The organism is Aerosakkonema sp. BLCC-F183, assembly GCF_041929145.1.
Taxonomy (GTDB): Bacteria; Cyanobacteriota; Cyanobacteriia; order Cyanobacteriales; family Aerosakkonemataceae; genus Aerosakkonema.
Genome location: NZ_JBHFNU010000024.1, coordinates 107,323 through 124,401, shown reverse-complemented (window position 1 = coordinate 124,401; position 17,079 = coordinate 107,323). Strand labels below are relative to the sequence as shown.

Below are 17,079 nucleotides of genomic sequence, written 5' to 3'. Positions count from 1 at the left end.
GTCTTTCTTCGATTGAAGTTGAGCATTGCGTTTGTTGTACCACTGATTAATGCTTTTAAGTCTTTTGCCATCAATCAAAAATTGATGCCCTTCAGTGTCAAAACAAGCTGCCAGATTATCAACTCCTAAATCAATAGCCATCGCTTTTTCGGCATCAACCAATGTTTCGATTTTTTCATCCTCGTAGACATACTCGATTTCAAACCATCGAGCCGAATATTTTGGATGTATTCTGACCTCCTTAATGTTTTTGTCTTTCAGCCTTTCGGGAAGTTGGAGTTTAACCTCACCGTATTCCTTTTTAAACTCTGGCGACATAGGAATGTTAAACACTCCATTCTTGAGCTTAATTCTCGGAATAATCAAGGGGAAATATCCATCTTTTGGTAAGTATTTAGGAAGTTGGGGTTTTTGGTCGCATCTTCCTATACTAATTGCCTTAAGCAATCCCAAGAAAGCTCTCATACTTCTATCTACCACTTTTATTGTCTGTTGAGCTATATCGGTATTCAGCAACCGATAATTCTCATTGGACTTACAAATGTGATAGTTAGATTCGTAGGTCAGTCTTTGTCTTTCTTTGAAGTAATACTGCCTACATTCGTACAGTGCCACGTTAAAAAGATTCTTGCTCAGGCGACACAAAGCAAAAAGAGCATTAAACTCCTGCTTGCTAAGTCTTCTGAGTTGGTTTTTCTGAGTGGCGTACATACTTGGTTAATTTCGCTATACGTTTAATATATAGCGAATTAACTCAAAAGTAAAGCCGTCGTTCTACGACGGGGTTTCTACCCATGATTTTCGATGATTTCGGTGCAGCCGATCGCAAATCCGGGTCTGCTACCCCCTGCCCCCCTGCCCCTCTTCCCTCTCCCTCTCCCATATTGCTATTTTGGAAAAATGCTCGAATGCCTAAGTTTTTCTGTATCCGGTTCGGACTATGCTACCCGTAATTTACTCTGATGAGTTTTTGTTGCACGAAACTGGCGCGTATCACCCAGAACGTCCGCAACGCTTGAGTGCGATTGTCAATGCTTTGAAGGCGGCAAGTTATGCCGATCGGCTGGAGTGGCTGTTGCCGACGCCTCTAGCAAAAAGGTCTGCGATGCCTATCCTGGAAAAGGTTCACTCGCAAGAACACATTGAGAGGGTGCAGCTGATCGCTAAAAATGGTGGCGGACGACTGGATGCAGATACGCTGGTTTCTAAGAACAGTTACGATATTGCTTTGCTGGCGGTGAATGCTTGGTTGGATGGGGTCGATCGCACTCTGGCGACCGCAAATCCAGCTTTTGTGCTGGCGCGTCCCCCCGGACATCACGCGGAACGCGATCGCGGTATGGGGTTTTGTTTATTTTCCAATGCGGCGATCGCAGCTTACTACGCTTTGGAACAACCGGGAATTAAGCGCGTTGCGATCTTAGATTGGGATGTGCATCACGGTAACGGTACGCAAAATATTGTCGAAACTCATCCGCGCTTAGCATATTGTTCTTTGCATCAGTCTCCTTGCTATCCGGGAACGGGATTTGCTGAGGAAAGAGGAGAGTACAAAAATGTGCTGAATATTCCGATGCTACCGGGTAGCACTGTGGCTGAGTATCGCATAGAATTTGAATCGCAAGTGATACCGTTTTTATCGAGATTTAAACCGGATTTGTTAATTGTTAGCGCGGGATATGATGCCAATGCTGCCGATCCGTTGGCGAGTATTGAATTGCTACCGCAAGATTTTGGGTTGTTTACGGATTATTGTTTGCAGATAACTCGGAAAATTTTGTTTGGTTTGGAAGGCGGTTACGATTTGACTGCGCTGGCCGAGTCGGTTGTAGCGACGATCGAACGTTGTTTGGTTTAGTAAATTTAAATCGCAAATGAACACAGATGAATATGATAATTATCTGCGTTCATCCGCGTTCATCTGCATTCATCTGCGGTTTAAAAAAATAGCGAACTATTTGCCTAATTCTTAATATTAATATCTCCTCAAAAGGTAGAAACTAATGCTCCAAGTTGCAGTTTTTGTTTGTGTTGGGTGGCTTTTGTCGGTTTGTCTGCACGAATTCGGTCATGCGATCGTTGCTTATTGGGGTGGCGATACTTCCGTGAAAGACAAGGGATATCTTACTTTAAATCCGCTCAAGTATACGGATTTTAATTTGAGTTTGGTATTGCCGCTGATTTTTCTGCTGTTAGGTGGGATTCCGCTACCGGGTGCGGCTGTTTATATCGACCACCGAAGACTACGCAGTCGCTTGTGGAAAAGTGCGGTTTCGGCAGCAGGGCCGATCGCAAGTATTCTGGTGGCGGTTTTATTGACAATAACTTTTCGGTTTGGTTCGTCATTGCCATTAGCTGAATATAGGTGGATCTGGCCGGCTTTGGCATTTCTAACTTACCTAGAAATATATGTGGTTATCCTCAATTTGCTGCCGATTCCAGGTCTTGATGGTTATGGTATTATTGACCCGTGGTTGCCTCCAGAAATTCAAGAGCGATCGCGAAAGTTCGGTCAATACGGAATCTTTGTCCTCTTTGCGCTGCTTTGGTTTGTAGAACCGTTCAATCGGCTGTTGGGAGAAGGTGCTTTTTCCATTAGCGAAATGGTTGGAATTCCATCGCCAATGGTAGGGATGGGATACCGTTTATTCAACGAATGGGCGAAGGTTTTGCTAGTAGTGGCTATTGTGATTGCGATCGCAGTACGCCAGTTGACGAGAAAACCGCACGAGAAGTGGTATGACCGGGGAAATGGTAAGCTCAGAGGGCGAAAATATGAAGAGGCGATCGCAGCTTTTGACCAAGCAATTCGAGTCAAGTCTGATTTCCCGGAAGCTTGGTATATGCGCGGTTATGCGTTATTGCAATTACAGCGGTATGAAGATGCGATCGCTGCTTACGATAAGGCGGTAGAAATCAAACCTGAGTATTGGGAAGCTTGGTACGATCGAGGTATTGCGCTAGAAATTTTGCAGCGACGCGAGGATGCGATCGCTTCTTATGAAAAGGCGGTGGAAATCAAACCCGATTTCCATTTAGCTTGGTACAAATTCGGATTAGCCCTAGCTGATTTTCAACGATATGAAGAAGCTATTGCTGCTTACGATAAGGCAATTGAAATCCAACCTGATGATGCGAATATTTGGACTGACAGAAGTGCGGCGCTAGGTTATTTGAAGCGATATGATGATGCGATCGCTTCTGGTGAAAAAGCCATTAAAATCAATCCCAAACACTTTTTTGCTTGGTATAACAAAGCTTGCGCTTACGCCGAATTAGGCAAGGTCGATTTAGCTATGGAAAACTTACAAATGGCAGCTAAACTAGATGCTGATAAATTTAAAGAAACTGCCAAAAAAGATACCAGCTTCGATTCAATGCGCCACCATCAAGCTTTTATAAAATTGATTGGTGAATAGGCGATATATGCCTGTGCAATCTGAACAAGCATTGCTTATTTCGCCATCTCTATTTAGGGCGATAAACCCGGTTTATGGCAAATTTAAGCCAAGAGTTTCGATATTTCCTTAACAAACCCAGTTTCTCAGGTCTTGTTGAAATGCTGCAAGATATAAATCACGAACATTTTCTCTCCCAGTCCCCCACTCTCCCACTCTCCCAGTCCCCCACTCCCCCACGCCAGGGCTCTTTCGATGATGAAAGTATGGGATTGCAAAGGAAAAATTTATCTTTTTCTCAACATAGGTAAAAATTTGTTAATGGCGATGCAGAAAATCTCGCCATTACTGATATAAATGACGAGTCCATAAATAAAGGAGCCCAGCAAAATGAGTAAATATGACGAAATGTTTTCCTCTGAAGTTCAAAGCGAACAGAAACTGAATCCTGAAGAAGCGGTAGCAGCCATAATCTTTGCGGCGATGTTTGCAGGCAAGGAAATCAATGACGAAGAAATGGAATATTTAAATGATATACTATCGGACACGGGAGTGTTCGATAATTATTCACCAGAAGAAATCCAAGAAACGTTAGATAAAATAACCGATATTTACAGTGAAGAAGGTAGCGGAGTTTTGTTTAACACAGCTATCAATTCTATTTCCGACGATCTGCTAGAAATAGCTTTTGAGGGAGCGGTTGCGGTGGTTTTAGCAGAAGAAAATCTGCCGGAAGAAGAAGAAAGCTTTATCAATAAGCTTCAAGAAGCTTTGGACATTCCAGAAGACATAGCGCAGGAGATTATAGACGACTTTGTGAGCGCGTGAGGTGAGATTTATTTTACTAGGGGTTGCTGAATTGGTGGGAATAGAAAATGGCCTCTACAATGGGGCTATATTTTTTTGTTTTTAGAAGTGATGAGAAAAAGTTTGGCGGCGGAAGTCGCAGTTACAAAAACTCTTGTCTACACGGAGTTGCGATCGCACTTCTTAGCATACCATAAGTGCGATTGCTCTTTTCCAAACTACTCAAACTTCCTGCTTCTGTAAAGCCTCCGGTTTAGCTTCCGCCCTCAGTCGCCACTTTTTTGTATTAGCCGTTGATATCTCACACATTTCTCTAGCTTTTTGTTCAAAAGCTTTAACCATTTCCAGAATTTCTAACAGTTCTTTATCATCAGATTTTTGTTCGGTCATTGTAAATTATCCAAACTGGTTTTAATCCTACTAATAAGAATTAGTTAATCTTGGAAACTTTGCCAGTGCTGCCGTTAAGTTCCACCAAGTCACCGTCTTTTAACCATTGGGTGACGCCGGGGAGAGAGACGATCGCAGGTATTCCCAACTCCCGTGCAACAATGGCAGCATGAGATAACAAACTGCCTTTTTCTACTAGCAAACCAGCAGCGGCGGGAAATAGCAAAATCCAACCCGGATCGGTGCGATCGGCAACAATAATTGTACCGGGTTGTAGGGGTACGCTGTTATCATTTCCGACAATTTGTTTTGGATCTTTAATCACGCGCACAGCACCGCGCACGACTCCCGGAGAACATCCAATACCTTGCAAATAACACTGGGAAACTCCCTCCTTCTCCCTCCCTGCTGGCGGGGAGGGTTGGGGTGGGGTGCCCAATCCTCGATAAACTATACCTCGCGTTTCAAAGCGATCGCCCGGTGATGGCATATCCTTATATTTGGCAAATTCTGCTTGACGCACAGCTACCAATCCTTTCAAATCTGTGCAGGTAGCTGTACCTTCAATAAAACCCAAAATTTCGTTTACTTCTAAATAGAAAATATCGCGGGAAGAGTTCAGCAAATCGAGGGCATAAAAACGCTTTCCTAATTCTACAAAAACTCGCCGTGCGCGACCAAAAACCCGGGTACGTTCAAAGCGCAAATTTTCGCGATCGCGCACCCGACACCGAGCATTTTTCAGCACCCAATTAAACACGAATCGCCGCAACGGATTGCCCCTCAACGCTCTCCTAACTCGTAATTCTGCTGTTTTTCGAGAAGAGGCGGAGACGGGGAGAGAGGGGGAAGGGGAGAGGGATAATTGACCGATCGCACGCAATAAAGGAAGTGGATTATCGTGGAGTGTGGGACTTTCTAATTTCAGTTCTTCCAAACAGCGATCGCCAAATTTATCCAAATATTGCTGATACAATAATTTAAACTGGGGTAATTGTTCCATAGCTTGCCGAATCGCAGTTAAAGAACCATCACACAACAGTTTGGCAAATTCACGATTCACAGTCACCAAATTAGCCATTTCTCGCATTCTTTTGGCAGGTTCTGCACTAATAATATTGCCTTCGCCGCCTATCAAATCGTTTTGTAGCGTTTTCGATTCATCGTTGCACCATTTTTCGGTTAAGCGTCGCAAAACACCGTAGAAAATCATCGCGAAGAAATCGTTAATTAAGGGTGCATCCCAACGAGTCAGTAATTGACTTTCAATTTTGCGATAATAAGCTGCCAATTCATCAGGGCGCAAATCTTCTAAATTTAATTGCGACGCCTGCAAAGCTTTATCTAATCGCTGATAAAATTGCCGAATGCGACGGGGGAGAAGGAAATAATTTGTGGCTAAACCTACAACTGTTTTAACCAATCGCCAAATATCTTGCAAACGATCTTGCCAGCTAGCACTTTGCAACTTAGTTATAATACTTTCTGGCAAAGATTCCCGCACTCCCATCATTTGTTCCATGAAGCGGCGATTTACTGTAAAACCGGGCAATAAAGCTAAAACTCGATACCAACTCAGCAAGTTATAATAAACTCTGCCTTGAATTAGCCCAATCATGCGGCTAAATGTGTCGTTGTGTCGGTTAATTGTAGCTAGCGGTACTCCCATGAAACGGCAGAATTGGCGGTACACTTCTTCATAAGCGCGACGCGCAAAGGAAAAGGTTAGAGGTGTGGTGACGCCGCTATAACTTTCAGCGATGTTGCTGTTATCCCAAATATGGAAAATGCCATCAGGATCGGAGATTTGTGCTAGCGCGGTGATGGGACGAGATTGCAATAAATAAATTTGTCCATCTTCAATTGCCCACTCAATATCTTGAGGTCGATCGCAGTAATTGCTTACCTCACGTACTAGCTTTGCAACTGCGAGGATTTGTTCGTCATTAAGGATAGGTTGTTCGCCAATGATTTGACGTTGAATGATGTTTTTTTGGCGATCGACATGATAGGTATCGCCTTCGGTTTCTCCCGATACTAAAGAATTACCCAAACCGTCAACTGCACCAATTACTGCTACACTGCGTCTTCCCGTTACCGGATCTGCTGCAAAAGCAACTCCCGATACTGTGGCATTAACCATGCGTTGAATTAGCACGGCGGGAGGTTTTGGCATTGCAGACAAGCCAAGTTCTCGACGGTAATTCAAGACGCGATCGCTAAAATTCGATCGCCAAACTGCTATTACTTTTTCTGCTACTTCTTCTAGCGGTACGTTCAAAAAACTATCGAGTTGTCCGGCGAAAGAATGTTGCACATTATCTTCTGCAATTGCAGACGATCGCACTGCTACTAATTCCCCATTCGGGCAAAGTCGATGCAGGCTGTAGAGTAATTCTAATTTGACTGTTTTGTGTAGTTGGATGTTGGTCAGCAATCTGTGAATTTTAACTTCATCTTGTTGTAGAGATGTTTCCTGAAACGTCTCTACAAATAAAGAATTTTCATAAAGTCTCTCTACAAAATTAAGACTGATTTCAAAAGCTGCGGGAGAGAGGACGAAGCCTTTGGGGACGAGGAAACCTGCTTGTTGCAATTGCGCGATCGCTTTCGCCTTCCCTCCCAGTACAGACGCCGCTTCTTCCTTTCCCGCTACATCCAAGTTTTCATAATAAGTTTTTAAACTCTTTAGTGCCAATCTTTCCAAATTGATTATAATTTCCATGTGAGATTAATTTTTTTGTTCTTCAGTAATGAATTAAAGTTGTAGATGTCCTCTTGAGATGGGAAAGCTTGCGATGGTAAGTAGTAAAATTGCTTTTGCGAAACAATGAAATAATAAGTACGTCTTTTCACAACCCTCTGAATATTTTCCAGATTTATTTCTATTATACTACTGTCTAAAAAATATATTTTTATCTTTTCATCACTTATCTCAAATTGACGAGCTTTGTACGCCCTGTTGTTCTCCTGTACAATCAAGGAGGTTAGTACTAGGCTTACGAACAAGACAATTAAAATTAAAATAGGCACTAGGAAAGACAGCATCACCCTTAAAGGTAATCCGGACAACCTTATGAATATTGCCAGAACTATCAATACCACACTGAATTTTAGAGAAAATTCAATCATAATATCTTTGCATAAATCCCGAACTGTCCATCTGTATTCCCGACTTATAATTTGCATAATGTCACTTAAGCACTAGCTTCATCAATAAGGGAAGTAATGTAACAACCGCAATGTCAGCGGTACAATACCTAAACTTAAATATACAAGCAATGTCCAGAGACTAGAGGTTTTTTCTATTAGTTTAGCCCATTTAGTAATGGGTTGACGCAGAAAAAGCCATGCCACTGCGATCGCAACAATTAGTAATATCGCCAGCAAGCAACCGACAGGTGTTGCAAAGTCGATTTGGGAGGCGGATATAAAGGATGCGATCGCCGTCAATGCGATCGCGCCAAGCCAAGCAAACACAGCTTTTTTCCGTCCCCAAACAGCGCTGTAAGTCTCGACGCCGAACTCTTCATCTTTGGGCGATCGAATCTTGCGTCCGATTTCAATTACCATCCCGTTGAAAAAGCTAGCCACCAAAAACCAGAAAATACCCGCAGGCGATGACGCCCAAACAATACCCGCAGGCGCGGACGCCCAAACAATACTCGCAGGCGGGGACGCCTGCGCCACTAACCAATCGCAAGCTGTTGCATACAAATTAATCAGGGGTACGATTACCATGTGGCTGCACATATAAGCCAAAGGGTGAGCTTTTAGCCAATTATGCACAAAAAATTCTTTGCACATCAACCCAAAGTAAAGCCACACCAAACCCAGCAATAACGCCAAAGTTGGTGTTAACCAAACAGCCAAACTTAGCTGAATTATGCCAGTAGCAACACCCAGCCAACCTAACTCGCGCAAACTCACCAAACCTCTGGGGACGGGACGGTAAGGACGGTATCGCAAATCGTCATCAAAATCTTTAAATTCATCGGCAATTCGCAGTTGTAAAAAGAAGAGAAAAATGCTGATAAAGGCAACTATTATTGTACTGAAATTCGGTATTTTTGTGCCCCCGCGCAGCAGAACAGAATAGCTAACCGCAGCACCGCTGAAAATTGCAATTAGTACGCCATGAGCTACAATTGGGAAGCGTTCTCGCTGATATATCCACCAGCGATTAAAGATTGTTTGCTGCTGCATAGGTCTAGCTTATTGTATTATTAAAAATCCCTAAAGCTTCCTCAATTTCTTCATTTTTCCAACCTTCAAACCTGAGTCTGTTAGCAATTTGAGTATCGCTCCAACCATATTTATCTTTGCCTTGTTTCATATATTTAACTAAAGCCATTTGTTGAGAAGTGAGCGGTATACTTTCTTGGCGCGGTACTGTCGGATTAGGCGCGATCGATGTACTTTCTTGCGGTGGGCGATCGGCACTGGTTTCCCCCTCACCTGAATTACGATATTTATATAGTAAAATTCCTCCCCAAATGATGCCCCAAATAGGCGCTACTATCGCCAGACCTATCAACCAAGCGATCGCACCAAGAAAAGCAATTCCAATTCCCAACGTACAGATTGCTAAAAACATTAAACTTGTGACCGCATTTTGTACGCTACCCGTAGTGGCGACTAAGACAACAAAGATGACGATCGCTCCCACAAAAACACTTAACAAATGAAAAGTTAATTTTTCATTTTCACTCATTCGTTGTCGTAACATTTGCAATTTACCTCAAAATTTCCGATTACAATCTATTGTCAATTATCGTTTCCCAGTAGCGAATGAACACAATAATTAATGTCATGTAAATGGGTATAGCAAAAGCTAATTCTACTGGTGTATTAAGGATAGGTGTTTTATAACCGAGCCAAGTTTCCACTGTGCTGTGATTGTAAACTCGGTAGTTATTTTGCATCAACCAAGATTCGATCGGCCAAGCTATAGCCGTCGTAATTATTACAGCAATGACAAATCTTTGCGGAGTCGGATAATGCAGAAAAAACTTACCTATAACAGCCGCAGCAAACCCGACAATGAGAATCCACATCCCTGTTTGGATAAAGCTAATATCGTGAAAAATGTACGACCACTTGGGAAATTTTTCATTGCTCACCATTGGCTCAATCATTACTTCAAATAAGAAGATTCCCATGCAAGCGAGGAAAAAGCTGCGTACCCATTTTCTGCGCTTTACAGGTATGAGGGGAATATCGTCTATTACAAAACTCCAATACTTGTAAAAGCAAATGACTAATGCCATAAACACGGGCACATAATATAGGATTTCCAGCGGTACTCCCGCCACCCAAATACCTGAAGTTGCGTCGATAACTTCCGGAGCATAACTGCGAAGTCCTATATTGACAACGATCGTTTCCAAAACTATGACTGCCAGTGTCAATATAATTAGATAGATTACAAATTTTTTCCACTCTTTCCAATCTGGTAAAAGCTTATCTACCAGTAAGACAACTCCCAAAATTAACGCTGACCAACCTATAGTTAATATCCAACTAACATCGTGATAAACATACGCCCACCAACCCATTCTATAGTTATGCCACATGGGAGCGGTAAACAACTCAAACATCATCACTCCCGCGCTCATTATCAGAAAGCGTAGGGGCAGTTTATCTGTGATTTTAGAGAGGATAATGAAAGCGGCAGCAACTCCTGCAAAAATAAAGATTTCAAATCCCACGATAGGTAGAGTTGGACTTTTATCGAAGTTGCAGTTTGCCAGAATGGGATTGAGATAGAGGTGTGAAATCATAGGGTAATCGTGAATTACTAAATGTGAATATTGAGGTTCCCGCCTGAGACAGTTTCTTTTTGCCGAAATTCAGAATCTTTGATTTTGCATCCACCCCACTTTGCCTGACAAAATTCTGGTAGAGTTGTCAATCTGTCCCAAATTTTCCAAAGGGGTTCTTCTAGGATGTTGCCAAACTTGGCATGATTGAAATCGCAGGACATAATATCACCGTAAGGCGAAACGTAAAAATAGCTCGTACCGCAGGAACAACCGACGCTGCGATGACTGGTGAAATAAGCAAAGAAAACTACTCCCGGATAATTGGGATTTTGGTTATATTTTCTAGCTGACTGAATCATCTCTTCTATCCAATCGTTGTTATCAACTAAGTCTTGTCGTTCTTTATATCTTCCAGTTGGCAATGCGTCGAAAACCAGGACTTCATGGATGCCTATCTTTTTCCCCAATTTAACAATTCTGTCTAATTCTCCATCCCGGTAAGATTCGGGCGTCATCGTTGTAGAGATTCCCACAGAAAAACCTAACTTTTTCGCTGTTTGGATACCTCGCATTGCTCGATCGAACAAACCCGGTTGCTTGCGAAATCGATCGTGTTTTTCCGGAGTCGCCGCATCAATACTAATATAAATGCTGTCCAAACCCGCCTTCTTTAATTCTGCTGCACGCTGCTCTAAATGCCAGCCGTTTGTAAATAAAATAGTGGTGGAAAAATCTTTGTTAACTGCCTTGATAATTTCCGGTAATTCTTTGTGCAACAGAGGTTCCCCACCGACAAAGTTAATTACAGATACTCCTAATTCTTGCGCGTCTTTGATGAGTTTTTGGGCTTGCCGTAATGTGAGAATATTTATACTTTTTTCTTCAACGGCATTAAAAAAGCTGCAATGCTCGCAAGTAGCATTGCAGATATCATTGACGGCAAAACTCATCAAGTTGGGCAAATTTTTATTTTGAATGGTGCGATATAGGGCGCGAGCGATGAAGTTAGAGGCTGGTTTGCTGAATAAAGCGGGAGTGGATAGGGAGTAAACCGGGTATCCATTACGGAAATGGATGATTTTGTTATGATTTAGATAGATTTGATACAAAATTTTCACAAAGTCGGCGCTGTAGTCTAAAGCTCTAGTGGCAAGGAACCATTTGAGACGAATATTGCTAAGAAAAGGGTTCATATATTGGCTAGATTAAGGGCGGCATACACTAGGTTAATGTGTGGCATTGGCTCTTAAAAGTAATGGTAAAAAAAGTTAACATTTACAGGTTGGTTTGCTTTTTTGAGGAGATGGTGGGCATTACCCAACAAGGCTGAAGAAACCGGGTTTCTCAACAGAAAATCTAGGCTTTCAGCGAAGGGCAGTTGCAAGAAACCCGGTTTCTGACCCTGGTCTTTAGCGCTAAAGCGCAACAACGTACCTAAGCAATTTTTTATAAATCGTAAGAAACTTGCAACAATCCGGAATCATAAGTTTTCACATCTTTCAATTTAAGTGAGGTTTGTAAACTTGCATCTTTTCCAATTAGCGGGATACCATCGCCTAGAATAATTGGGTGAATTGAAAGGATTAGTTCATCAATCAAACTGTGTTTGAAAAAATAATCAATTATCTCTCCTCCCCCAACTAACCAAATATCGCCACCGGGAGATTGACGCAGATTGTTGACGAACTCATTCAAATCGCCGCCGACAAATTCTACGTTATTATTATCTTTTTGACCTGGCAAAGTATTGGAGAAAACAAACACTTGTTTACCTTTGTATGGATATTCCCCAAAACCAAGAACTTGCTGATATGTTTTATTGCCCATGAGTATTGTGTCAACTTGGGCGAAGAATTCGGTGTAACCGTAGTCGGCGTCGGTGAATAACCAATCGACATCGCCGGATGTTCTCGCAATGTAGCCGTCAAGACTGGAGGCAATGTACAAACGTATTTTTCGCATGGTTTGGTTGCCAAGTTTTAAACGATGTGCGATCGATCCATAATATTCTCGAAGGGTAGCACACAAATACCATATTTATGCCACACTTGCTCGACATCACCGAGTCTTATCTGCGGACATCGGTAGCCGCGATCGCTCACAATATAGATACTAACCCAGACACTCTGTTTCATGCACTCAAAAGTTTGGGCGAATTGGGTGTCCTGGCGCTGAGAATTCCGACCGAATGGGGCGGAAAAGGTGTCAGCGAAGATACCTTTCAATCTTTTCAAGAATTGGTCGCTAAATATTCCGGCGCTTTAGCTTTCTTGCAAACTCAACACCAAAGCGCTGCGGCAATGCTTTTTGACAGTAAAAACACATCTCTCAAACAAGAATATCTTCCCCGTATGAGTAGCGGCGAGGTTTTGGTAGGTGTGGGTTTTTCGCAACTGCGACGGTCAGGTGACCCGCTAATTTCAGCTACCCCTGTAGATGGCGGTTATTTATTAGAAGGACAAGTTCCTTGGGTGACAGGATGGAGGATATTTCAATATTTTATTGTTGCGGCTAGTTTATCGGATGGTAGAGCAGTTTTTGGTATGCTTCCTTTTGGGGAAACAAAGCAAAGTTTGGGCGGTCACATTAATTTTAGCGAACCGATGCAACTGGCAGCAATGACATCAACCAACACGGTGACTGCAACTATCAAAGATTGGTTTTTGCCGGACGATCGCATACTTTCTATTAAACCACAAAATTGGATACACGAAAACGATCGAAAGAATGTTTTGCGTGCGACTGGTTTGGTACTCGGTTGCGCTAGTGCGGGACTCGATATTATCGAATCAGCCGCTATAAATAAATCGCTTACTTTTATAAATAAAGCATTTGTGTCTCTCAATAACGAACTCGCACAATGTCGAACTGCAATTAGAGAAGCTCAACAAAAAACAAACATTGAACTATCAGAAAAACTACATTTAAGAAGTTGGGCGATCGAACTCGCAGTCCGCATTGCCCACGCCGCCATTACCGTTTCCAGCGGGGCAGCAAATTACAGCAACCATGCCGCACAGCGCGTTTATCGAGAAGCTCTAGTTTTCACCGTTTCCGGTCAAACTACCGCACTCATGGAAGCAACGCTGGAAAGATTAACTCGTTCTCAGACAGTTACTAGAAAAAGCGAACATAAAACGATTACTTACTCGCAAGTAATTCACCTCAGTCACGTCATCGATACCGATATTCCCCAATGGCCGGGAGACCCACCTCTTGAATTTGAAATCGTCGCTGAATTGGAGAAACATGGCTATTATTTACGGCGTTTCTCCATTGGGGAACACAGCGCGACTCATATCAACGCACCGAATAGTTTTCATGCTACTGGAGTGGGGATCGATCGCTATCCCGCCGAATCTCTAATTGTACCTGCTGTAGTCATCGATATTCGCGACAAAGTTGCCGATAATTTCGATTATACCCTCACTATTAACGATGTTAAAATTTGGGAAGAAACACACGGTAAAATTCCAGCTAATAGTATCGTATTGCTGTACACGGGTTGGCAGGAAAAATGGGTTGACAAAAATGCTTTTTTCAATCAAGATAATGAAGGTAACTTGCATTTTCCCGCTTTTGCCAGCGAAACAACTCAGTTTTTAATTGCAGAACGTCAAATTGCTGGTGTGGGAATTGATACTCACGGCGTAGATTGCGCTCAAGATCCCACCTTTGCTACTAACCGTTTGGTATTGGCACAATCGGGTATTGTATTGGAAAATTTAACTAATTTGGAGCGATTGCCGCCAATTGGTACTATTTTAGTTATCGGTCTTCTCCGCCTTAAAGATGGTTCTGGTTCTCCTGCGGCGGTGATAGCGTTAGTTCCGTAGGAAATAATTTAAGTTAAAATTTAACCGCAGATGAAGGCAGATGAACGCAGATAAACGCAGATAAGATTGCCATCAAAAATTACTCCCCTCCCCGTGAACGGGGAGGGGTTGGGGGTGGGGTTCTACTAACGAATCGGGCCGTTGTAGTCTACATTTACCTGCCTGCCATCTTTAGAAACGGTGACAACAGTTTGGATACTATAGACAGTGGAATCGGGACGACGACCTTTAAAAGTAAACGTCCAAGTGCCATTGCCATTATCTACAAAGGGTGCCTCTGTAGCTGGGCCGTGCATTGCATCTTCGGGACGATAGCGACCCAAACCGCCGTTAGCGGATACACCTGCTTGACGTGCAAGGTTTTTGGCGCGATTGAGGTCGATGTTATTATTAAGGACAACCCTGGGATCGGTTGCTTGTTTGCCCGAAGCAACATCAAAATTTTCCAATGCAAGGGCTTTGGATGGTAAGCTAATTGCTAAAGCCGCGATCGCCCAAGTTGCGGCAAGTCGAATATCTCGCTTCATATTTGCGCCAACTCCCATAATGACGTTTTAGGGAACTGTTTTTAATCATTCTTAATGACAGCGATCGCAGTGTTGGAGTTCCGCAATTTTACGGAGAGGGCTAGGGGCTAGGGAAAGTCAAAAGTCAAAAGTCAAAAGTCAAAAAGAAAAGGGAAAATATTAATTCTTTCGCTCCCCTGCCCCCCTGCTCCCCTGCCCCCCTGCTCCCCTGCCATTAGGACTGGTGGGAAATTTCTGCCATCTTGCACTAGGGATTAGGGGAGGGTGAAATACTATACTCCTGTTCCAACTGGCGATATTTCGGGACTTCAATAATTTGCTCGAATTCTGGGAAGGAAACTAAATTAGAAAAACCTGTTGTCGTTCCCTGTTCCTTTAGTTGGCGCAAGCAAGCGGTGATGGCGTGAGTTGCGGCAAATAAACCAGAGAGGGGGAAGACTACAATTTTAAAACCCAATTCTTGTAACTGCGAACCGGTCAGGAAGGGAGTTTTACCGCCTTCGATCGCATTTGCAAACAATGGTACATCGGGGAAAGCAGATGCGATCGCTTTCAAATCCTCCACTGACTGCGGTGCTTCAATAAACACCACATCCGCGCCAGCTTCGTAATAAGCGCGACCGCGACGAATCGCTTCTGCCAATCCCAATGGCGCTAAAGCATCCGTTCTTCCTATTATTACCAAACCGCTATCAGCGCGGGCGTGGACTGCGGCGCGGATTTTTTCTACCTGTTCCGCCATTGGGATAACGCGCTTTCCCTGGTAGTGACCGCATTTTTTCGGCCATTCTTGGTCTTCCAAAATGACTCCGGCGACTCCCAAATTTACCGCGTCGGTAACAGTTCTAATTACATTTAAAGGATTGCCATAACCGGTATCGATATCGGCAACTAAAGGAATGTTAATCGATTGTGCAATTCTCCCGACACTGTAAAGCATTTCCGTGGCGGTGAGAAAGCCGTAATCCGGACGACCGAGTGTAGAGGCAGAAATGCCAAAACCGCTGGTGAAAACAATTTCAAAACCCAACTGTTCGGCAAGTTTGGCGCTCAAACAATCATACACGCCGGGAAGTACCAGGATGCCGGAGCGATCGAGTATTTTTCGGAGTTCGTGACCGGAAGGCATGAGGAAAAGTCAAAAGTCAAAAGTCAAAAGTCAAAAACAAGAGTGGGGGAGTAAATCCAAAATCCAAAATCCAAAATCCAAAATCCACTCATCGGGTGGATACCAATTTAGGATGCGGAGAGGGCGGTCAGTTGCAGAGTTTGGGCTGCACTTTTGATCGGGTAAAGCAATTCCAAGGGTACGCGCAGTTGATTCAGGGTGGTGGTTTCTCCACCTTTGGCGTTACCCGGGCCGTGGTAATCGCTGCCGCCAGTCACCAGTAAACCATATTCCGCGCACAAAGCCAACATTCTCTTCTGCTGTGCGGGTGTGTGATTGGGGTGATAAACTTCCACTCCCATCAATCCCGCTTCTACCATTTCTGCGAGAACTTCTTCCACGTCACCGCCTCGGAATAGGTAGGGATGCGCCCAAACTGGGACAGCACCGCAGCTGCGTAATAATGAGATGCCATCTTCGATCGAAAATTTTTCGTAATGCACGTATGCTGGGCCATTATCCCCCAACCAGCGATCGAATGCTTCCGCAGATGACTCGGCGTATCCCGCTTGCACCAGTGCAGAAGCAATGTGGGGGCGTCCCGGTGCCATGCCTTCTCCCATTTCCGGTATCTCGATCGGATATCCCAGTGCGGCTAACTTGGCTACCATTTCCGCAGCGCGGCGTTTCCGTCCTTCTAAGCGTTCTGCCAATGCGGGGGAAAGCAATTCTCGATTTGGGTAAAATCCCAGAATGTGCAGAGATCGATCGCGATGAACTGTGCTGAGTTCCAAACCGGGAACAATCTCCATATTATAAGATGAAGCCGCACTCATCGCTTCATCCCAACCGGACATCGTATCGTGATCGGTAATCGCGAGGGCTTTCACACCAGCTTGGGCAGCTGCTTTGACAAGCTGAGTTGGTGTGAGGGTGCCATCGGAGTAGGTAGTATGACAGTGGAGTTCGATCATTCTCTACAGGGGTTAGGGGTTAGGGGTTAGGGATTAGGGAAGAGGGAAGAGGGAAGAGGTTAGTCGAGTATAATCAATATTCGATCGACACGAGATGCGATCGCACTCCCACAAAGCAATGACAGTTACCAATTTACAACACCCAGACGGAAGTGAGCCGCACGCGATCGCTGTGACTGCCAGAATTGTAACTACTCTCCGATGAGCGATCGCATCTCGTCGTCGAGTTAAATATACTCGTCGTCGAGTCATTTCTACTCATCGTCGAGTCAAA

16 protein-coding genes are annotated in these 17,079 nt (G+C 43.7%); 4 read left to right on the top strand and 12 right to left on the bottom strand.

The annotated features are described in order from the left end of the window. Positions 1-711, bottom strand: a 711-nt coding sequence (locus tag ACE1CD_RS07120) for an RNA-guided endonuclease InsQ/TnpB family protein (protein ID WP_374822745.1), incomplete at its 3' end; no start/stop codon positions are given. Between the two features lie 229 nt (positions 712-940). Between ACE1CD_RS07120 and ACE1CD_RS07115 the strand changes: the two genes are divergently transcribed. From ACE1CD_RS07115 to ACE1CD_RS07105, 3 genes are all read left to right on the top strand, one after another. Then, positions 941-1,858, top strand: a complete 918-nt coding sequence (locus tag ACE1CD_RS07115; RefSeq protein WP_374822742.1) for a histone deacetylase — start codon at positions 941-943, stop codon at positions 1,856-1,858. 145 nt (positions 1,859-2,003) lie between these two features. Next, on the top strand, positions 2,004-3,419 hold the full coding sequence (locus ACE1CD_RS07110) for a tetratricopeptide repeat protein (protein ID WP_374822739.1): 1,416 nt from the start codon (positions 2,004-2,006) through the stop codon (positions 3,417-3,419). A gap of 369 nt (positions 3,420-3,788) precedes the next feature. After that, positions 3,789-4,226 (top strand): TerB family tellurite resistance protein, encoded by a 438-nt coding sequence (locus ACE1CD_RS07105; protein WP_374795321.1) that lies wholly within the window; start codon positions 3,789-3,791, stop codon positions 4,224-4,226. A gap of 201 nt (positions 4,227-4,427) precedes the next feature. Here ACE1CD_RS07105 and ACE1CD_RS07100 read toward each other — a convergent pair whose 3' ends face one another. The 7 genes from ACE1CD_RS07100 to ACE1CD_RS07070 all read right to left on the bottom strand — a co-directional run bounded on the left by ACE1CD_RS07100 (position 4,428) and on the right by ACE1CD_RS07070 (position 12,322). Then, the gene (locus ACE1CD_RS07100; RefSeq protein ID WP_374795322.1) at positions 4,428-4,595 is read right to left on the bottom strand and encodes a hypothetical protein; all 168 of its coding nucleotides are present in this window, start codon (positions 4,593-4,595) and stop codon (positions 4,428-4,430) included. A 40-nt stretch (positions 4,596-4,635) separates the two neighbouring features. Then, positions 4,636-7,320, bottom strand: coding sequence for a PEP/pyruvate-binding domain-containing protein (locus tag ACE1CD_RS07095; protein ID WP_374822736.1), 2,685 nt, complete (start codon positions 7,318-7,320; stop codon positions 4,636-4,638). Between the two features lie 488 nt (positions 7,321-7,808). Continuing rightward, positions 7,809-8,801: a UbiA family prenyltransferase gene (locus ACE1CD_RS07090; protein WP_374795324.1), complete on the bottom strand. Its 993-nt coding sequence runs from the start codon at positions 8,799-8,801 to the stop codon at positions 7,809-7,811. Positions 8,802-8,805: 4 nt separating this feature from the next. After that, the gene (locus tag ACE1CD_RS07085) at positions 8,806-9,324 is read right to left on the bottom strand and encodes a hypothetical protein (RefSeq protein ID WP_374795325.1); all 519 of its coding nucleotides are present in this window, start codon (positions 9,322-9,324) and stop codon (positions 8,806-8,808) included. A 25-nt stretch (positions 9,325-9,349) separates the two neighbouring features. Continuing rightward, positions 9,350-10,378 (bottom strand): hypothetical protein, encoded by a 1,029-nt coding sequence (locus tag ACE1CD_RS07080; protein WP_374822734.1) that lies wholly within the window; start codon positions 10,376-10,378, stop codon positions 9,350-9,352. A gap of 17 nt (positions 10,379-10,395) precedes the next feature. Further along, positions 10,396-11,553, bottom strand: a complete 1,158-nt coding sequence (locus tag ACE1CD_RS07075; RefSeq protein WP_374822732.1) for a radical SAM/SPASM domain-containing protein — start codon at positions 11,551-11,553, stop codon at positions 10,396-10,398. Positions 11,554-11,806: 253 nt separating this feature from the next. Then, a complete protein-coding gene (locus ACE1CD_RS07070) occupies positions 11,807-12,322 on the bottom strand; it encodes a dihydrofolate reductase family protein (protein WP_374822729.1) in 516 nt (171 codons plus the stop codon). A gap of 77 nt (positions 12,323-12,399) precedes the next feature. On the opposite strand from ACE1CD_RS07070, the gene ACE1CD_RS07065 reads away from it, so the two are divergent. Beyond that, entirely contained in the window at positions 12,400-14,196 is a 1,797-nt protein-coding gene (locus ACE1CD_RS07065; RefSeq protein WP_374822726.1) for a cyclase family protein, read from the top strand. Between the two features lie 125 nt (positions 14,197-14,321). Here ACE1CD_RS07065 and ACE1CD_RS07060 read toward each other — a convergent pair whose 3' ends face one another. From ACE1CD_RS07060 to ACE1CD_RS07045, 4 genes are all read right to left on the bottom strand, one after another. Continuing rightward, on the bottom strand, positions 14,322-14,723 hold the full coding sequence (locus tag ACE1CD_RS07060; protein ID WP_374822723.1) for a hypothetical protein: 402 nt from the start codon (positions 14,721-14,723) through the stop codon (positions 14,322-14,324). Between the two features lie 247 nt (positions 14,724-14,970). Then, positions 14,971-15,852, bottom strand: coding sequence for an oxaloacetate decarboxylase (locus ACE1CD_RS07055; protein ID WP_374822720.1), 882 nt, complete (start codon positions 15,850-15,852; stop codon positions 14,971-14,973). Positions 15,853-15,959: 107 nt separating this feature from the next. Continuing rightward, positions 15,960-16,805 (bottom strand): PHP domain-containing protein, encoded by an 846-nt coding sequence (locus tag ACE1CD_RS07050; protein ID WP_374822717.1) that lies wholly within the window; start codon positions 16,803-16,805, stop codon positions 15,960-15,962. A gap of 33 nt (positions 16,806-16,838) precedes the next feature. Further along, positions 16,839-17,057, bottom strand: coding sequence for a hypothetical protein (locus tag ACE1CD_RS07045; RefSeq protein WP_374795333.1), 219 nt, complete (start codon positions 17,055-17,057; stop codon positions 16,839-16,841). Positions 17,058-17,079: the final 22 nt, after the last annotated feature.